This is a genomic window from Actinomadura sp. 9N407 (assembly GCF_044326315.1).
Taxonomy (GTDB): Bacteria; Actinomycetota; Actinomycetes; order Streptosporangiales; family Streptosporangiaceae; genus Spirillospora.
Genome location: NZ_JBIRAW010000048.1, coordinates 17,037 through 34,490 on the forward strand (window position 1 = coordinate 17,037; position 17,454 = coordinate 34,490).

The 17,454-nt window shown below is 70.8% G+C and carries 17 protein-coding genes and 1 pseudogene; 10 read left to right on the forward strand and 8 right to left on the reverse strand.

Going from position 1 to position 17,454, the window contains the following annotated elements; genetic code table 11:
• Positions 1-31 precede the first annotated feature (31 nt).
• The 3 genes from ACH34Q_RS43435 (at position 32) to ACH34Q_RS43445 (ending at position 3,072) form a co-directional block, all read left to right on the forward strand.
• The gene (locus ACH34Q_RS43435) at positions 32-940 is read left to right on the forward strand and encodes an oxygenase MpaB family protein (protein ID WP_395989088.1); all 909 of its coding nucleotides are present in this window, start codon (positions 32-34) and stop codon (positions 938-940) included.
• 79 nt (positions 941-1,019) lie between these two features.
• Positions 1,020-1,925 (forward strand): helix-turn-helix transcriptional regulator, encoded by a 906-nt coding sequence (locus ACH34Q_RS43440; RefSeq protein ID WP_395989089.1) that lies wholly within the window; start codon positions 1,020-1,022, stop codon positions 1,923-1,925.
• Between the two features lie 136 nt (positions 1,926-2,061).
• The gene (locus tag ACH34Q_RS43445; RefSeq protein WP_395989128.1) at positions 2,062-3,072 is read left to right on the forward strand and encodes an aldo/keto reductase; all 1,011 of its coding nucleotides are present in this window, start codon (positions 2,062-2,064) and stop codon (positions 3,070-3,072) included.
• A gap of 75 nt (positions 3,073-3,147) precedes the next feature.
• Here the strand turns inward: ACH34Q_RS43445 and ACH34Q_RS43450 are convergent, their stop codons facing one another.
• The 4 genes from ACH34Q_RS43450 to ACH34Q_RS43465 are packed head-to-tail and all read right to left on the reverse strand — an operon-like array spanning position 3,148 to position 6,561.
• Positions 3,148-4,218, reverse strand: coding sequence for an NAD(P)H-dependent flavin oxidoreductase (locus ACH34Q_RS43450; protein ID WP_395989090.1), 1,071 nt, complete (start codon positions 4,216-4,218; stop codon positions 3,148-3,150).
• Positions 4,215-4,946: a CoA-transferase subunit beta gene (locus ACH34Q_RS43455; protein WP_395989129.1), complete on the reverse strand. Its 732-nt coding sequence runs from the start codon at positions 4,944-4,946 to the stop codon at positions 4,215-4,217. Before ACH34Q_RS43455 ends, ACH34Q_RS43450 begins: the two co-directional genes overlap by 4 nt.
• A gap of 2 nt (positions 4,947-4,948) precedes the next feature.
• Positions 4,949-5,812 (reverse strand): CoA transferase subunit A, encoded by an 864-nt coding sequence (locus ACH34Q_RS43460; protein WP_395989091.1) that lies wholly within the window; start codon positions 5,810-5,812, stop codon positions 4,949-4,951.
• Positions 5,809-6,561 carry an enoyl-CoA hydratase family protein gene (locus tag ACH34Q_RS43465; RefSeq protein WP_395989092.1) on the reverse strand — a complete coding sequence of 251 codons (753 nt, stop codon included), beginning with the start codon at positions 6,559-6,561 and terminating at the stop codon, positions 5,809-5,811. Before ACH34Q_RS43465 ends, ACH34Q_RS43460 begins: the two co-directional genes overlap by 4 nt.
• 164 nt (positions 6,562-6,725) lie before the next feature.
• On the opposite strand from ACH34Q_RS43465, the gene ACH34Q_RS43470 reads away from it, so the two are divergent.
• A complete protein-coding gene (locus tag ACH34Q_RS43470) occupies positions 6,726-7,634 on the forward strand; it encodes an SDR family oxidoreductase (RefSeq protein ID WP_395989093.1) in 909 nt (302 codons plus the stop codon).
• A gap of 55 nt (positions 7,635-7,689) precedes the next feature.
• On the opposite strand, the gene ACH34Q_RS43475 is transcribed toward ACH34Q_RS43470, so the two are convergent.
• Complete coding sequence (locus ACH34Q_RS43475; RefSeq protein WP_395989130.1) at positions 7,690-8,154, reverse strand: helix-turn-helix transcriptional regulator; 465 nt, start codon at positions 8,152-8,154, stop codon at positions 7,690-7,692.
• A pseudogene (locus ACH34Q_RS43480) lies at positions 8,128-8,756 on the reverse strand (cupin domain-containing protein); the annotation flags it as partial. The gene ACH34Q_RS43475 and the pseudogene ACH34Q_RS43480, both read right to left, overlap by 27 nt.
• Here ACH34Q_RS43480 and ACH34Q_RS43485 point away from each other — a divergent pair.
• The 3 genes from ACH34Q_RS43485 to ACH34Q_RS43495 all read left to right on the forward strand — a co-directional run bounded on the left by ACH34Q_RS43485 (position 8,755) and on the right by ACH34Q_RS43495 (position 11,770).
• On the forward strand, positions 8,755-9,495 hold the full coding sequence (locus ACH34Q_RS43485) for an NAD(P)H-binding protein (RefSeq protein ID WP_395989131.1): 741 nt from the start codon (positions 8,755-8,757) through the stop codon (positions 9,493-9,495). The pseudogene ACH34Q_RS43480 and the gene ACH34Q_RS43485 overlap by 2 nt on opposite strands.
• A gap of 152 nt (positions 9,496-9,647) precedes the next feature.
• Entirely contained in the window at positions 9,648-10,325 is a 678-nt protein-coding gene (locus tag ACH34Q_RS43490) for a hypothetical protein (RefSeq protein WP_395989094.1), read from the forward strand.
• Positions 10,322-11,770 carry an NADH-ubiquinone oxidoreductase-F iron-sulfur binding region domain-containing protein gene (locus ACH34Q_RS43495; protein WP_395989095.1) on the forward strand — a complete coding sequence of 483 codons (1,449 nt, stop codon included), beginning with the start codon at positions 10,322-10,324 and terminating at the stop codon, positions 11,768-11,770. The genes ACH34Q_RS43490 and ACH34Q_RS43495 overlap by 4 nt, the downstream gene beginning before the upstream one ends.
• Before the next feature lie 77 nt (positions 11,771-11,847).
• Here the strand turns inward: ACH34Q_RS43495 and ACH34Q_RS43500 are convergent, their stop codons facing one another.
• Positions 11,848-12,147, reverse strand: coding sequence for a hypothetical protein (locus tag ACH34Q_RS43500; RefSeq protein WP_395989096.1), 300 nt, complete (start codon positions 12,145-12,147; stop codon positions 11,848-11,850).
• A gap of 117 nt (positions 12,148-12,264) precedes the next feature.
• Here ACH34Q_RS43500 and ACH34Q_RS43505 point away from each other — a divergent pair, with 117 nt between their 5' ends.
• The 3 genes from ACH34Q_RS43505 to ACH34Q_RS43515 all read left to right on the forward strand — a co-directional run bounded on the left by ACH34Q_RS43505 (position 12,265) and on the right by ACH34Q_RS43515 (position 14,698).
• Positions 12,265-13,098, forward strand: a complete 834-nt coding sequence (locus ACH34Q_RS43505) for a Scr1 family TA system antitoxin-like transcriptional regulator (RefSeq protein WP_395989097.1) — start codon at positions 12,265-12,267, stop codon at positions 13,096-13,098.
• Complete coding sequence (locus ACH34Q_RS43510; RefSeq protein ID WP_395989098.1) at positions 13,095-13,463, forward strand: DUF397 domain-containing protein; 369 nt, start codon at positions 13,095-13,097, stop codon at positions 13,461-13,463. Before ACH34Q_RS43505 ends, ACH34Q_RS43510 begins: the two co-directional genes overlap by 4 nt.
• A 434-nt stretch (positions 13,464-13,897) precedes the next feature.
• Positions 13,898-14,698: a thioesterase family protein gene (locus tag ACH34Q_RS43515; RefSeq protein ID WP_395989099.1), complete on the forward strand. Its 801-nt coding sequence runs from the start codon at positions 13,898-13,900 to the stop codon at positions 14,696-14,698.
• 212 nt (positions 14,699-14,910) lie between these two features.
• Here ACH34Q_RS43515 and ACH34Q_RS43520 read toward each other — a convergent pair whose 3' ends face one another.
• Positions 14,911-16,842, reverse strand: coding sequence for a DUF222 domain-containing protein (locus tag ACH34Q_RS43520; RefSeq protein WP_395989100.1), 1,932 nt, complete (start codon positions 16,840-16,842; stop codon positions 14,911-14,913).
• Positions 16,843-17,454 lie beyond the last annotated feature (612 nt).

The window sequence follows — 17,454 nt, forward strand, 5'->3', positions numbered from 1 at the left end:
GCGCCCCGCCCGCGTACCGAAACGAGGTTCCATGTCCACGGAAGCAGCCGGCCGCCTCTCCACGGGTTCCGAGCAGGCCGCCGTCCCCGGCGGGCGGCTCGTGCGGGTCACCGGACCGGGCGGCGGCAGGCAGGCGGCGCGGACGATCGACAACGCGCTCAGCTGGTTCGCGCTGAGCGCGGCGACCGCGAACGTGGTCATGCAGCTGTCGCTGCTCCCGGTCGGCCACGGCGTCGCCAAGAGCAAGGTCGACAGCGGCCGCGTGGACAAGCACCCGATCAAGCGGCTGCGCACCACGCTCAGCTACGTGGCCGTGGCCTGGCACGGCACGGACGAGGAGCGCGACCTGCTGCGCGCCGAGGTCAACCGCGCGCACCGGGCGGTCCACTCCGAGCCGGGGGAGGCGGTCCGCTACAACGCCTTCGACCGCGAGCTCCAACTGTGGGTCGCGGCGTGCCTGTACCGGGGGACCGAGGACGTCCTCACGGCCCTGTACGGCCGCCCCGCACCCGACGTACTCGACGCGCTCTACAAGCACGCCTCCCGCCTCGGCACCACGCTCCAGGTGCCGGCGGACATGTGGCCCGCCGACCGCGAGGCGTTCGAGAAGTACTGGGACGCCACGCTCCAGAAGCTGGAGATGGACGGCCTGACCCGGGCCTACCTGCAGAGCCTGGCCCGGCTCGGATTCCTGCCCGCCCCGGTCCGCTGGACGCTCGGGCCGTTCAGCCGCTTCGTCACGATGGGATTCCTGCCGCAGGAGTTCCGTACCGAGCTGGGCCTGCCCTGGTCCGACCGGCAGCAGGAGCGCTTCGAGCGCTTCACCCGTACCGCCGCCGCCATCAACCGGCTTCTGCCGCCGGCGCTTCGCGCGTTCCCGTGGAACATCTACCTGCGCGACACCCGCCGCCGCCTGCACAAGGGCAAGGCCTTCGTCTGATCCCCGGCGGGGGACAGTTTCACGCCGGGCAGCAGTTTCACCTGGGCACCCGATTCCACACTGCGCAGCCGATCAACACATGGCCGCCACGGATATCGTGGGCGGCATGGCCCTCCCGAAATCTTCCCCGCCCGCCACCGGAACCGCGGCCGGGGGCCGGCGCCGCGACGAGCTGCGCGACTTCCTGCGGACCCGCCGTGCCCGGCTCTCCCCGGCCGACGTCGGGATGCCGGACGCGGGCCGGCGCCGTACGCCCGGGCTGCGGCGCGAGGAGGTCGCGGTGCTCGCCGGGGTCGGGGTGTCCTGGTACACCTGGCTGGAGCAGGGCCGCGACATCAGGGCCTCCGAGGCGGTCCTGGACGCCATCGCCCGCGCGCTGCGGCTGGACGACGCCGAGCGCGAGCATCTCTACCTGCTGGCCGGTCTCAACCCCCCGGCGCGGGGCGGGGACGACCTCGCCGCCGTCCCGCCCGAGCTGCGGCGGGTCCTGGAGTCCTGGTCGCCGCGCCCCGGGTACGTCCGCGACCGGTACTGGAACTTCGTCGCGATCAACGACGCGGCCCGGGCCGTCTTCGGGTACGGCGACGACGACCGCAACTGCCTGATGTCGTTCTTCACCAACACGCGCTACCGGTCGGTGCACTCCCACTGGGACGCGGCGGCGCCCGGCGTGGTCGCCCGCTTCCGGGCGGACGCGGCGCGCTATCCGGACGATCCGGCGTTCGGCCGCCTGATCGAGGAGATGCTGGCCGGCAGCGAGGAGTTCGCCGGGCTGTGGGCACGGCACGAGGTCTCCTCGGGCGGCCCGGTGGTCAAGGCGGTCGAGCACCCCGAGGTCGGTGCGCTGGTCTTCGAGTCGACGCTGCTGCCGCTGCCCGACCGGCCCGGGCTCAACCTCGTCCTGCACAACCCCAAGCCCGGCAGCGGCACCGAGGCCCGGCTCGAACGGCTGATGGGCGGCCCGCGCCTGGCCGAGACCGGCTGAGCCGGGCCGCAGGTGCCCGGGCCGCAGGTCCCAGGGTCAGGGTGGTGGTGCCACGCCTAGGTTGACCTGACACTGTCCGTTCCGGACCAAATCGTCCAGGATCGTCAGCATGACGACCGAAGAGAACAGCAGGGCGATCCGCAGCCGTACCTTCGCCGGAACCCCCGTCGGGGCAGTCGGGCTCGGCTGCATGGGGATGAGCTGGGCCTACACGACCTCCGAGCGCGACGACGACGTCTCCATCGCGCTGATCCGCGAGGCGCTCGACCTGGGCGTGACGTTCCTGGACACCGCCCAGGTGTACGGGGACGGCCACAATGAGGCACTGGTCGGGCGGGCCCTGGCCGGCGGCCACCGGGAACGTGCCGTACTGGCCACCAAGACGGGCCTACTGGTCGACAGGGACGCGCCTGGTGGGATGCGCCGGGACGCGAGGCCCGAGTTCGTCAAGAGTTCGGCCGAGGAGAGCCTGCGCCGCCTGGACACCGACGTGATCGACCTGTACTACCTGCACCGCGTGGACCCCGGCGTGCCGATCGCCGAGACCTGGGGCGCGATGGCCGACCTGGTCGCCGAGGGCAAGGTCCGCCACCTCGGGCTCTCGGAGGTCACCGTGGCGCAGGCGGAGGACCTGCACGCCCTCCATCCCGTCGCCGCGATCCAGTCGGAACTGTCGCTGTGGACCCGGGACGCGATGGGCGCTCCGGGCGGCAGCGCGGGCGCCTTCTCCGGTGATGTCTCCGCGGGGGAGGGGCCGGGCGACGTCGTCGGCTGGTGCGCGGCCAACGGCGCGGCGTTCGTGCCGTTCTCACCGCTGGGACGGGGCTTCCTCACCGGCACCGTCACCTCCGCCGACTTCGAGAGGACCGACTTCCGCGGCGCGAACCCGAGATTCCAGGAGGAGGCGCTGAAGGCCAACCTCCGGATCGTGGACGTGGTCAAGGAGGTGGCCGCACGGCACGGCGCCACGCCCGCGCAGGTCGCCATCGCCTGGACGCTCGCACAGGGCGCGCACGTCCTGCCGATCCCCGGCACCAAGAAGCCGCGCTACCTGCGCGAGAACGCCGGCGCGGCCGCCCTGGACCTCACCGAGGCCGACCTGGCCCAGCTGGACGGCATCCCCGCACCGGTCGGCAGCCGCTACTGACGACCCCGGCGCCCATCGGTCGTGTGGGGGGGTGTGCGCCGTTTTCACACCGCCACCGGGCCAACACGCCACGAGTCAACGCGGGGCGGCCAGATGGGACTGCTGGGCGGCGATCGCCTCGGCGGCGCCCTCGACGATCTGGGCGACCAGCTCCGCGCAGCTGGGCAGGTCGTCGATCAGCGCCACGACCTGCCCGGACGCCATCACGCCGAGATCGGGACGGCCGTCCACCATCGCGGCCTTCAGCAGCATCGGGGTGTTGGCGGCCATCAGCACCTGGGACCACGACAGGTCCTTGCCGTGCTTCATCGCCTTGCCGTCGGCGATCATCTCCCGCCACGACATCCCGGACAGCTTCTTGAACCTGCCGCCGTTGCGGACGGCCCGGACCAGGCCGCCGATCCGCCCCGAGCGCTCCAGCGTGTCGACCAGCTCGCTGCGCAGCACCCGGTGCGGCATGCCGTCCACCTGCCGGGTCACCACGGTCTCGCCCGTACCGAGGTAGACCTTCTTGACCTCGTCCGGGACCGAGCTGTCGGAGGTGAGCAGGAAGCGGGTGCCCATCGCCACGCCCGCCGCGCCGTACGCCAGCGCCGCGGCCAGGCCCCGGCCGTCGAAGAAGCCGCCGGCCGCGATCACCGGGATGTCGACCGCGTCCACGACCTGCGGGAGCAGCAGCGTGGTCGCCACCGCCCCGGTGTGCCCGCCGCCCTCGCCGCCCTGGACCAGCACGGCGTCGGCGCCCCAGGCCGCGACCTTCTCGGCGTGCCGGCGGGCGCCCACCGACGGGATCACCACGAGCCCGGCGTCCTTGAGTTTGGCGATCAGCTCCTGCTTGGGCGCCAGCGCGAAGGAGGCGACCTTGACGCCCTCCTTGATGAGCAGGTCGGCCCGCGCGCCCGCGTCCCCGGCGTCCGCCCGCAGGTTGACCCCGAACGGCGCGTCCGTCCGCTCCTTGACCTCGCGGATCGCCACCGCCAGCTGGTCGAGCGTCATCGTGGCCGAGGCCAGGATGCCCAGCCCGCCGGCGTTGGCGACGGCCGAGGCCAGCTTCGGCCCGGCGACCCAGCCCATCCCGGTCTGGACGACCGGGTGCCGCACGCCGACCAGCCGGGTCAGCGGCGTGTCCAGCAGCTGCGCGGTCACGCGGGGACCTCGCGCTCCCGCAGCCCGCGCGGGTCCAGTACCTCGCGCATGATCCGCAGCTCCTCGGCCGTCGGCAGGCGCGACTCGGGCACCTCGTCGGGGATCACGAGCTCGAAGCCGGTCGCGGCGACGACGTCGTCCACGCTCACGCCCGGGTGCACCGAGCGCAGCCGCATCCGGTGGTCGGGCGTCGCGAAGTCCAGCACCGCCAGGTTCGTCACCACGACGCGGATCTCGTACGCGCCGCGGTCCCAGCCGATGCCGCTCACGAAGTCGACCTTCTCGCTGAAGACCCGCGTCGAGTGCTTGGGGATCCAGTAGCTGGTGGTGTTGAGCTTGGTGTTGCCCGGAGCCCCGCGCACGCCCAGGAGCTGCGACTTGGGCCGCTCCCACTCGCCGATGCACGAGATGTTGGAGTTGCCGTACGCGTCGATCTGGCTGGCGCCCAGCACCACGTGCCGCCGCCCGTTCAGGACCAGCCACAGGTGGTCGCGGAACGGCAGCCAGCCCTCCACGTCACCGGCCGGCGCCCCCAGCGGGATCGCCTCGGCGGTCAGCTGCGGGCCGCCGTCGGTCGTCAGCAGGCCGGGCTCGAACGTCATCCGCGCCAGCCGGGCCCCGACCGCCGCCACCGTGCCGCTGACCGCCGCCGCGACGATCTCGCCGTCACCCCGGAACATCTCAGCGCACGCCACCGAGCAAACCTCAGCCCGAGTCGCCGTGGTCATACTCATCGGCTCTCCTCCCGGAAGTCCCGGACGGCCTGCTGGTACGCGGCCTCGTCGCCGGACAGGAAGCGGTCACGGAAGGCCGCCCACTGCTCGGGGTCCCCGGCCGCCTTGACGTAGTGCTTCTGGAACGCCTCGTCCCGATCGTGGTCGGGCTCGCAGGCGGTGAAGTGCGCGCCGCCGGGCGTCTCCACCACGCCGGTCACGTGCGACCGGCTGATCAGCAGGGACTGCACGGGTCCCTCCTTCATCAGGTCGGCGGTGTCGACCAGGCGCTCGCACGAGACGTAGGTGCGCTCGGCGGCCTTGGCGAACAGGTCGTCCATGTACGGGTCGAGCCCGAGGTACTGGGCGTTGCCGCGGACGTCGGCGCGGTTCATGTGGATCAGTGACACGTCCATGGTCAGCGGCGGTACCGCGATCAGCTCCTCGCCGCCCTCGTACGGGGACCGTACGGTCTTGAGCTGCGGGTTGACCTTCAGCACGTCCGAGCCGAGCCCCGCCGGGGTGGGCAGGAACGGCAGCCGGTGGGCCGCCGCGTACAGCCCGAACATGAACATGCCCTCGTCGTACTCGGTGAACGTCACCGTGCCGTCCCGGCGCGCGGCGCGGAAGTGCGGCTCCAGCGGTACCGAGTCGAGCGTGACGAACGGGGCGATGACCCGGCTGACCTTGCCGTACGCGCACAGCAGGCCCACGTCGGGCCCGCCGTAGGAGATCACGGTCAGATCCGTCAGATCCGACCGCAGGATCGCCCGGACGAGGGCCATCGGCTTGCGCCGCGACCCCCAGCCGCCGATCCCGATGGTCATCCCGCTCTCCAGCGAGCCGACGATCTCGTCGATGCTCTGGACCTTGGCGCTCATCGGCCTCCTCCCTGCCGGACGAAGGCGTCGCGGTGCTCGTCGCCCGCGCCGACCAGGTTGAGTTCGTACGTGAGGCCCTGCTCGAACCGGTAGCTGCGCTTGACGTCGACCGGGTCGATCCCGTTCAGCGACTCCTTGGCGCGGCGGATCACGTACCGGTCCTTGGCGGCGATGTTCCCCGCCACCTCCAGCGCCTTGTCGCGCAGCTCGTCGGCCGGTACCACCTCCAGCACCGAGCCGTGGTGGTGCAGCTCCGCGGCGGTGACGTTGCGGCACGTGTAGACCATCGCACGCATCAGATGCTGCGGGACGAGCCGGGCCAGATGGGTCGCGGCGCCGAGCGCGCCGCGGTCGACCTCGGGCAGCCCGAAGTAGGCGTCCTCGGCGGCCACGACGATGTCGGCGTTGCCCACCAGGCCGATGCCGCCGCCCAGGCAGAACCCGTTCACGGCCGCGACGACCGGGACCTCGCAGTCGTAGACGGCGGCGAACGCCGCGTAGCAGCCCCGGTTGGCCCCCACCAGAGCGGTGTGGCCCTCGGAGGACTGCATCTCCTTGATGTCGACGCCCGCGTTGAAGCCGCGGCCCTCCGAGCGGAGCACGACCGCCCCGACCTCGGGATCACGGCCGGCCGCGGTGACCGCGTCGGCCAGGTCGTACCAGCCCTGCACGGTCAGCGCGTTGACCGGCGGCGCGTCGACCACGATCTCGGCGACCCCGCCGGGGCGGGTCGTGGTGGAGATTCCCATGCGCTACCTTTCCACCAAACATTTGTTAGAACAGACCGTAGCAGAGCCCGCAAGAACCGCCACTGTCAAGTTCACCCGCCGGCAGCACCCGCCGACCACACTGCCAAGAGCACCCGCCAACGGCACTGCCGGCACCACGAACACCGCCAACACGGAGGACACAAGTGATCTGCAAGGACCGCGTCGTCGTCGTCACCGGAGCCGGCCGTGGCCTCGGCCGCGCGCACGCGCTGGAGTTCGCCCGCCAGGGCGCCAAGGTCGTCGTCAACGACCTGGGCGTCGCCCGGGACGGCTCGGGGAACGCCTCCGGCGGCCCCGCCCAGGACGTCGTCGAGGAGATCGAGGCCCTCGGCGGCCAGGCCGTGGCCAGCCCGCACGACATCGCCACCGAGGAGGGCGCCGCCGCCCTGATCGCCACCGCCGTCGAGACGTTCGGCCGCCTGGACGTCCTGGTCAACAACGCCGGCTTCCTGCGCGACCGGATGCTGATCAACCTGTCCGAGGACGAGTGGGACGCGGTCATGCGGGTCCACCTCAAGGGGCACTTCCTGCCGCTCAAGCACGCCGGCCAGTACTGGCGCGCCGAGAGCAAGGCGGGCCGTCCCGTGGACGCCCGCGTGATCAACACCTCGTCCGGCGCCGGCCTGCTCGGCAGCGTCGGCCAGGGCAACTACTCCGCCGCCAAGGCCGGGATCGTCGGCCTGTCCCTGGTCGCCTCCGCCGAGCTGGGCCGGTACGGCGTCACCGTCAACGCGATCGCGCCCGCCGCCCGGACCCGGATGACCGAGGAGGTCTTCGCGCAGACCATGGCCGCGCCCGCCGAGGGCGAGTTCGACGCCATGGCCCCGGAGAACGTCTCGCCCCTGGTCGTCTGGCTCGGCTCGGCCGACTCTGCCGGCATCACCGGCCGGGTCTTCGAGGCCGAGGGCGGCAAGATCTGCGTCATGGACGCCTTCCGGCACGGCCCCGCCGTCGACAAGGGCGCCCGCTGGGACACCGCCGACGTCGGCGCCGTGGTCAAGGACCTGCTCTCCCAGGCCCCCGCCCCCGAGCCGGTGTATGGCGCGAGCTGACGTGCACGGGCCGTCGTGAAGGACCTGCTGGCCCAGGCCCCGGCCCCTGGGCTGTCTACGGTGCGAGTCGATTCGCGCGAGCCGTACGGAGGAGTGCGCTGGGAGTCTCACCGCGGACCCGCTTGAAGGCGCTGCTGAACGCGAACCCGTCGGCGTACCCGACCCGTCGCGCCACCGCCGCGACGCCGGCCCCGGGTTCGCGCAGCAGGTCGGCGGCCAGGGCCATCCGCCACTCGGTGAGGTAGCCGAGCGGCGGCCGGCCCACCAGCGCCGTGAAGCGCCGCGCGAACACGGCCCGCGACATGCCCGCCTCGGCGGCCAGCGCCGCCACGGTCCACGGCCGGGCGGGCCACTGGTGCAGCAGCCGCAGGGCGTGCCCGATCCGTGGGTCGGCGAGCGCGCGGTAGCCGACCGGCGGGTCCGCCTCGGGACGGGCGAACCACGCGCGCAGCACCCGGACCAGCAGCAGGTCCAGCAGCCGGTCGAGGACGACCTGCCGGCCCGGCTCCTCGAGATCCATTTCGGTGACCAGCAGATCCAGCAGGGGACCGAACGCGGGCTCTCTCGGGATCAGTGCCAGGCCCGGCAGCGCGTGCAGCAACCGGTCGGACACGTCGCCCCGCATGGGGTACTCGGCCGTGACCAGCATGTCCGAGCCGCCGGGCGCGAACCCGTACAAGCGCGGCCCGAGGACGAAGTCTCGGCCTGCCGTGGCGGGCCCGTCCGCCGTCCCCCAGCAGGCCTCGTCCGATTCCACCACGACCTGCACTCCGGTCTCCGGGTGGTCGCCGGCGGTGAACGGCCGGGTGTCGCGCACCAGGAGGATGTCCCCTCCCGCAGATGCAGAGGTTCTCCGCCCTCGGGCGTGATCCAGGCCTCACCGCGCAGCATCGTGCCGAGGGTGAGCGGCGCGGGCGCCGCGAAACGCAGGGCCCACGGGGGATCGGCCACCGAACGGCAGAAGACCGCGCCCTGGGCCCGCACACTCGCGAGGTGATCGTCCAGAAGATCCATCGCAGAGACGATCTCACATGCGGACAAGACGTACGGCCATGGATCGTCTCGCTCGCCCCTGATGTGATCTTCACATGACCGAGTCCACGCACGAGAACATGCCCGCATATCCGATGGAACGCACGACGGAACGACCTGGGCACCCGCTCTGGAGGGAGCGGGCGTCGCCTACCTGGTCCCGATGATCGAGTCCGTTGAGGACGACGTCGTGGCGGAGTTCGTCCGGGAGGCCGTGCAGGCCGGCGTCCAGCGGCTGGTCCTGCTCTCGGCGCGCGGCGCGGACGGCCCGTCCCCGAGCCAGCTCCCGGCCGAACGCGCCGTCCGCGAATCGGGTGCCGAGTGGACGATCCTGCGTCCCGCCTGGTTCGCGCAGAACTTCAGCGAGGACCTGTTCCATGAACCGCTGGTCGCGGGAGAGCTCGCGCTTCCGACCGGCGAGGGCCGGGAGGCGTTCGTCGACGCCGATGACATCGCGGATGTCGCGGTCGCCGCGCTCACCGGCGACGGCCACGCCGGCGAGATCTACGAGCTGTCGGGGCCCGAGGCGCTGTCGTTCCGTACGGCCGTCGCCATGATCGCTGAGGCGGCCGGCCGGGAGCTGCGCTACACGCCGCTGGAAGCCTGGGAGTTCACCGCGCTCCTGGAGGCGCAGGGCCTGCCGAACGGGATCGCCGCCGCGATCGCCGGTCTGCTGGACGGCATCGCCAAGGGCACCGGCGAGCCGCTGAGCGACGGCGTCCGCCGCGCCCTCGGCCGTGAGCCCCGCCCGTTCGCCGCCTATGTCAAGGAGGCAGCGGCCTCGGGCGCCTGGGACCGGCGGTCGGCGACCGGAAGCGGCCGTGGCTAGGGGATTGTCGCCGAACCGCCGGGACGCAGAGCGCATCGTAGAGGCCACAGGAACCGCCAGCGACGATTCCGAGAGGCCGGTGCCGCCGGGCGATGGATCCCGACCGTCCATCCGCGGCCTCCCCCCACGCGGGGAGGAGGCCGCCGCATGAGATGACGCTGGGCTTCGGCGTCGGTACGGGCCCTCCGGCCGTCACAGGGCGGCGCCGGCGCAGGCGACCGAGCGGGAAGGCAGTCCTGTACAGGGCCGCACTCCCCGCTGCGGCCGGGCTGCTCCTCGGGATGGCGATCTCGCTCGGCTGGGCGGTCCAGGCCCTCGCCACCACCGGAAGGTTTCTCGACTTCTACTGTGGTGTCTTCGCCCTGGTGGCACTGACTCTGTCGATCATGATCGGACTGCTCGCGGCGGACCGTACCGTCATGTCCTCGCGCGCCCGCGTCCGCGCCCAGGCCATGCACCGCGCCGCCGCGTTCACCGCCGTCACGATGCTCGTGCTGCACTTGGGCACCCAGCTGCTGCGGCACAGAGTGGGCCTCACCGATGCGTTCCTGCCGATCCACACCGGCTCGCTGGCGTTCTACCTGCTGATCGTCGCGGTCGCCAGCGGCATCGCGCGCGGCCGGTTCGCTCCGGCGCGCCGTCCGTGGCTGTGGCGGGCCCTGCACCTGACCGCGTACGCGGCGTGGCCTTTGGCGATCGGCCACGGCCTCACCGTCGGGCGCACCCCGCCCGGCTACGTCCGAATGGCCTACCTCGCTTCCCTCGTCGCCGTGGCCCTCGCCCTGGCCGTACGGCTCGTCCTCCAGATACGGCGGAGGCGAGCGCCATGATCGCCGTACGCCACATCGGCCCACCCCGGCTGACCGCCGGCCTGGAGACCCCCGGACGCCTCGACTGGGACGCGCACCGCCGCCTCCACCCTGCTCCACGCCCCCTGACCTGCGACCAGCTCGTCGCGCTCGCCGAGGCGGGACGGCTGCACGGCCGTGGCGGCGCCGCGTTCCCGTTCGCCCGCAAGGTACGCGCGGTCGCCGATGCGGCCGTACGGCGGCGCAGCCGTACGGTCGTGGTCGTCAACGGCACCGAGGGCGAGCCCGGCAGCGCCAAGGACAAGGTCCTGCTGCACCGCGTCCCGCACCTGATCCTGGACGGTGCCACGCTGGCCGCCACCGCACTCGGCTCCAGCGAGATCGTCATCGGCGTCACCGACGAGGAGTCCGCCGCCTCGATGAACGCCGCCATCACCGAACGCGGCCTGGCGGCCCGGGCCCGCGTCGTCCGGCTCCCCGAACGCTTCATCACCGGGGAGGGCGGCGCGCTCGTCCGCGGCATCAACGGCAAGCGGCCCATCCCGCCAGGCCGCAAGGTCCGCGCCGCGAGCCGGGGCGTGGACGGGCTGCCCACGCTCCTGTCCAACGCCGAGACGTACGCCCAACTCGCCGTGCTCACCGGCCTTGGGCCGCGCCGGTACGCCAGAGTCGGAACGTCCGCCGAGCCAGGGACCGTACTGCTGACCGTGACCGGCTCGGCTCGCTTCCCCGCCGTCGTAGAGACACCGGCCGGGGCACCACTCGGCCACCTGCTGGACCTGTGCGGAGCCCGTGCCACCGAAGGCGTCCTGGTCGGCGGCTACCACGGCGCCTGGATCACCGGCGAGGCCGCGATCCGGGCCCGCATCTCGCGGCAAGGCCTACGCGAGGCGGGCGGAACACTCGGCGCGGGCATCATCATGCCGCTCGGCCGCCGCACCTGCCCGCTGGGGGAGTGCGCACGAGTCGCCCGCTACCTGGCCGCCGAGTCGGCGGGGCAATGCGGCCCCTGCCGGCTCGGCCTGCCCGACATCGCCGGAGCGTTCGCCGCCCTGGCCGAGGGACGCGACGCCGCGTCCGCCCAGGAGACCATCCGCCGCGCCACCCGGATGGCGGCCGGGCGCGGGGCCTGCTCGCATCCCGACGGTACGGGCCGGTTCGTCCTGTCGGCACTGGAGGTCTTCGCGGCCGACGCGTCCCGGCACGTGACCCACGGCAGTTGCGGACGCCCGGTCCTCGGAGTTCTCCCCGCCGAGACCGAGGCCCGGCTCCGCCTGGAGGTCGACTGGAGCCGCTGCGACGGCCACGGCCTCTGCGCCGGCGTCCTGCGCGGCCTCGTCCGGATGGACGAGCACAACTACCCGGTCATCCCAGAGGAGCCGATCCCCACCCGCCTGGAACCCGACGCCCGCCGAGCCGTAGCCGCATGCCCCGGCCTAGCCCTACGCCTGGTCCCGCGTACCTGACCCGTTGACTCGTGGCGTGTTCGCCGTTCAAGCGGCCCGCGAACCGCGAACACGCCACGAGTCAACGAGCAGAAGGCTCAGCGCGCGGGTCTACGTTCGTCGGTCTGGGCCTCTTCGTCGAGCCAGATGAGGAGGACTTCCTCCTTGCGGGCGAAGAATCGGCGGGCGTCCTCGGCGGACGAGAAGCGGCCAAGGGTACGCCCGCTTTCACTGCAGATGGTGGCGGTGTCGGTCGCAAGCTGGAGTCCCCAGCAGAGGATCCCGCCGTCATCCTCGTCGAAGTCGACCCAGCAGAGGGCGAAGCGCCGGGGTGCGTACTCGAAGGCCAGTTCGGTGGCTTCCTCGCAGAGACGCCCGGAGGCGAAAATCGTCGTCATGCTCCACAGAATGACGTCGAGTGCTTACTCTGAGTGTGTATTCACATCTCACGTGGACCAGCCGTGAGGCCACGGCCGCCCCTGTGAGTGTGTCGCGACGAGGTGAGGGAGTCGGAGATGGCACCCCGGAATCCATTCACGTCCATCACGGTCACGGGCGGAGCAGCGCTCGCCTATTGGGGGGATGAACTGCGCTATTACCGTGAACAGGCAGGTCTCACGCAGGAGCATCTCGCACGCCGGGTCTTCGTGTCCTCCTCGCTCGTCGCGATGATCGAGACGGGCAGACGGGCCCCGAAGCCAGACTTCATCAATGCCGCCGACACGGCGCTCAACACCGGTGGCGCTCTCGACCGTCTCTGGAAGCGCATAATCAAGAGCTCCTACCTGGAGTGGTTCCGCCTGTTCGTGGAGGTCGAAGCCGAAGCCGACTCGATCCTGAAGTATGAGCAGCAGTCAGTACCGGGTCTACTCCAAAACGAGGATTACGCCCGCGCCCAGTTCCGGAATGGACGGGTTCGTGACTCCGACGAGACGATCGAACGGCAGGTAGCGGCTCGGATGAGCCGCCAGGAGATTCTCACCCGTGATAACCCGCCGTTCCTCTGGGTGATTCTTGAGGAGGCCGTGCTGCGCCGTCGGGTGGGTGGCGTCGAGGTCATGCGCGAACAGTGCACCCGGCTGGTGCGGGCAGCCGAGTCTCCGGACATCATTATCCAGATGCTGCCCTTCTCCATTGGAGCGCACGCAGGCATGAGCGGGTCGATGACCTTGTTCTCGCTTCCAGATCATGGCGACCTGGCCTATTCTGAGAACTTCGCGGGAGGTCAGATCATCGGCCGTCCGGACGAGGTCGAGGAGTGTCGGCTCCGGCTTGACTTGCTGCGCGCGAACGCGCTCCCGCCCGACGAGTCCGTTCGGATGATCGCAGGGATGATCGGAGAGCCATGAGCAGTGATATTCGATGGCGCAAGAGCAGCCACAGCGGCGATCAGTACGGCGACTGTGTCGAGATCGCGCAGTTCACCGCTACGCAGTGGATGAAGAGCAGCCACAGCGGCGATCAGGGCGGCCAGTGCGTCGAGGTGGCTCAGGTCAGCACTGCGCAGTGGCTGAAGAGCGCGCGGAGCAGCGGCGAGGGCGGCGATTGCGTCGAGGTGACTGGAGTCGAGTGTGCCTGCGCGGAGCACGCGTCGGTGATCGCGTTCCGTGACTCCAAGGATCCGGCGGGGCCGGTACTGGCGTTCGGACCGGCGGCATGGCGCAAGCTCTCCGGCCGCATCAAGGCGGGCGGCTTCGACGTCCGGGACGCCTAGGGTCAGCGGCCGTTCTGCTCAGGAGTCCTGGACGGACTTCGTGATCTGCTTCAGGCACTCCGCCTCACTGTGCCAGGTGTCGACGATCAGCCGTGGCCCTATCCAAGCCTTGTCGTCTCGAGCGAGAATCTGCCCCCACCCCGGCGGACGCTGCTGATCACGCGCCGGAACCCGGCTTTACATCCGTCGACGATGCTCCTCAAAGTCCGGTACGTCACCTCGGTGACCCCGAATCGCCACCCGATGCGACTTGTTAAGGGCGCGGGTGGCGGGACTGCTCCGGTCGGGTGTTTTGATCGTCGAGTTGCTGCGGAGTGGCAGTGCCTGAGGGACGGAGGAGCCGACGCCGAGATTCCCATCGCGCGGCGGACGTGACCCGCCGTCCGCCCGCCCCAGGTCCGGGACGCTTTCGGCCGTTCAGTAGCTTCTGCCTCATGCAGCAGATCACCGAACATCTCTTCGACCAGGACACCCGGCTCACCTCGGTCGGCGTCGACACCTTTACCGCCCAGCTCACCGACCGCTGGAACACCGCCAGCGGCAACCCCAACGGTGGCTACCTGATGGCGGTGGCGGTCCGTGCTCTGCAGCAGCAGTCCAAGTTCCGCGATCCGCTGGTGGCCTCAGCGTTCTTTCTCCGGCCCGGGGCACCCGGACCAGCCCGGATCCAGGTGGAGACGGCCCGCCAAGGGCGCCGGACGTCCACCGGCGAGGCCCGGATGCATCAGGACGGCAAGGAGATCCTGCGCGTCATCGCCACGTTCGCCGACCTCGACCAGGCCAACGGCCGCACCCTGTCCCTGGCGCCCATGCCCGACCTGCCCGCGCCGGACGAGCTCGTTGACCCGCTGGCCGACGTCGTCCTGCCGGGCATCACCGTCGCCGAGCGGGTCGAATACCGCGTGACCCAGCCGCCCGGCTGGCTGCGTGGCGAGCCCAGCGGTGAACCCAGCATGACCTTTTGGATGCGATTCGCCGACGGCCGTGAACCCGACCTGGCGAGCCTGCCGTTCCTGGCCGACGCCGCCTACCCGGCCGTCATGGAACTGGGGGAACTCCCCTCCGCCACCGTGGAACTGACCATCCATCTGCGCAACCGTCCTGCCCCCGGCTGGCTCGCCTGCCAGATCAACACCCGGCACCTCACCGGCGGCTTCCACGAAGAAGACTGCGACATCTGGGACTCCGAGGGCACCCTGATCGCCCAGTCCCGGCAGCTCGCCCTCCTCCCATAGCCGGACCTCACCGAGACCAGCCTCAGCCCGCTCCCGCTCCCGCTCCCGCCCCCGCTCGGGCCGCCGTCAATGATGTCTCGGGCTCGAAGGCAGTAGCGGTCGAGGGCTTGTCACTCGACCTGAGGCACCGGTTCATGGCCGTCCAATCGCTTTGCTCTCGCAGGTGCGGACCAGCCCGGTCAGGTTGAACTTGCAACTTCAGTAACTGGCCCCTACTCGGGCTGGACGATGTGCCAGGTGCCTGCCGGAGTGATCCAGATCAGCAGACCGGGCCAGGGCTGGAACAGGGACCAGCCGGGGCTCTGCTTGGCGCGGTGGTGACGGCGGCACAGGGGCGCCAGGTTGCATCCGCAGGTGGGGCCGTGGGCGTCGTAGGCGATCGTGTGGTCCAGGTCGCAGTGCTGGACGTGCCGGTTGCAGGTGGGGAAGACGCAGGTCGTGTGGCGTGCACCGATCGCTCGCCGGAGCGCGGCAGGGGGCCGGTAGCCGGGGTGGCCGTGGCGACCCTGCTCGTCGGTCTCACACCAGGTGTCGCGATAGGGCATCAAGCTCTGATGCAGTTGGCGTACCGTCTGGGCAGCCAGCTCGGGCAAGTCGGCAAGGCGCTCGGTCGCGCGCAGTCGCGCCCGTACCTCCGCTAGTCGCGCTTGAGCATCAGTGGCCAGCGCATCCACCAGACTCAACGTTGGAGATTGCCGTGCCAGCGGTCTATGGATGCTGGCCGGGGTCAGCGATGGCGCTGGATCACCACGTTGTCTGTCTGCGGAGCGGTGAGGTTGGTTCTGGCTTCCCTGCGGGAAGAGGAGGCGACCAGCCCGGGTCTGCATACTGGAGATCGCGCCGGTGATGGGGTGGCATGCCTGGCGGCCGGGGCCAGAGGCTTCACTCAGCAAGGCGATGATCGCCGCTGCAACGCGCTCCCGCGTCCGGTCCCGGTCCCGTTCCCGGTCCCGGTCTCGACCCCGGTCTCGACCCCGGTCTCGACCCCGTACTCGTGCCCGTTCCCGTTCCCGGTCATGTACTCGGGCGCGATCCTGTGCCCGGTCCATATCCCGCTCGCGGCCCTGTACTCGGGCTGGACCCTGTGCTCGGTCCATAGCCCGATCCTGGGCCGAGTCTCGGTGCTCGTTGTGTTCTCGGCTCTGGTCCGTGCTGCTCTGGTCCATGCCGTTCCGTTGTCCGGGCCGTCGACGGAGTACCGAGTTCGGCGGCGAATCCGGCGGGCTCGGCTGGCCGGGCAAGTTTGGCGCGTCTTGGAGCGCGGTGTCGTGGTGCCGTACGTCGGCGTCCACTCCGGCGGAAGCGGAGGCCGGGTCGGGGGGTGTGGTGAGGACAGAACCGACTGCGTCGGGGAGCGGATGCCCGCGCAGGAGTTGGGTGGCCAGGTCGGCGCGGAGCTGGTCGAGTTTGCGGGGGTCGCCGTCGGTACGGATCGCGGACGCGGCGGCGGTGAGCTTGTTGTGGATGGCGTGGGCGTCCTCGGGGGCGATGTCGAGGACGGCCAGGGCGGCGGTGCCAGTGGCGTTGTCCCACACTTCCACTCGCCGCTGCCGGGTGGCCTTCTCCGCCAGTTCTTCACACAACTCTGGAGCGAGCCGTCGGGCCAGGACCTTGGCGCGGCGGCGAAGCTGCCCGGTGGTCCGGTGGGAGGCGTGAGCCAGCAGCGCGGTCTCGATCTGTGTGGCGGCGGCGTCGGGCATCCCGTCCGTGGCGTCGCAGATCACCCGGGCCTTGAGTAGATCGATTTGTCCCTGTTCCAGGGCGGTGCGGGTGCCGGTCAGGGTGGAGGCGAGCCGGCGGGCGGTGTACATGAGGGTGGCGGCGGCGTTCCCGGTGATGGCCAACGCGGCGGCGATCTCCTCGATCAGGGATTCACCTGCCGACAGCACTCGATGATCGGGCTGCCGCTCATCTTCAATGGCGCGCCGTGCGGTGAGCTCGGCGATCGCGGCCAGTTCGCGGGCCTGGGCCCAGGCGGTCTGCCGTCGCGACGCCGCCATCAGCTCGATCAGCTCGGCGTCATCCAGCCGATCCAGTGATTCGTTGTCGGCCAGGAACGCCGCGAGCCGGGGGCCGGAAGGGATGGTGGCGGGACGCTCGCAAGGCGTCGCGGCACCGGCGAACTCGACACTCCCATTCCCCATTTGGATCCCTCCTCCCGTCACCTCTTCATTCTACTAGAACGCATGATCGATAGCAGTATTCACCTCAATATTTCCTTGACGAAAAAGTGGGGTTGTGTTATGTCAGAATGGTCCGACTTGGGGCATTTCCCTTGCGGTGGTGGTCGTCCATCGGCACGTTCCGGTTGCTGTGGCCGTAGTCGGGTCTCGACTCTGGGGCGTGCTGTAGGTGGCTGGCTGAGGTGGCCTTCAAGGCCAGCCCTCGCCTGCGGCTTCCCGATGGTGGGCGTCACGTTGGTTGCGGTGGTAAGGGGTCGGTGATCTGCGAGGTGGCGGCCCAGGTTGGGTGGCGGCATGCGTTCCAATCGCGCGACCGCGACGAAGTCCCGGCCGCGCGACCGCGACAAAGTCCCGCCACCGACAAAGCCCGTCCGCCACCGGAAAAGCTCAGCCCGCGACGGCCTTAAGGATGATCACAATTCCTCAACCGGCCACCTCAGCCAACGTGACGCAAACTGAACGGCAACCGAACAAACGCCACCCAGATTGAGCGCTCACCTCAACCGGTCGATCGCGGCACCATGGTTATGAGAAACGCTGACTGCCGGGCGGCCAACCGTCAGCGGCCGGTGG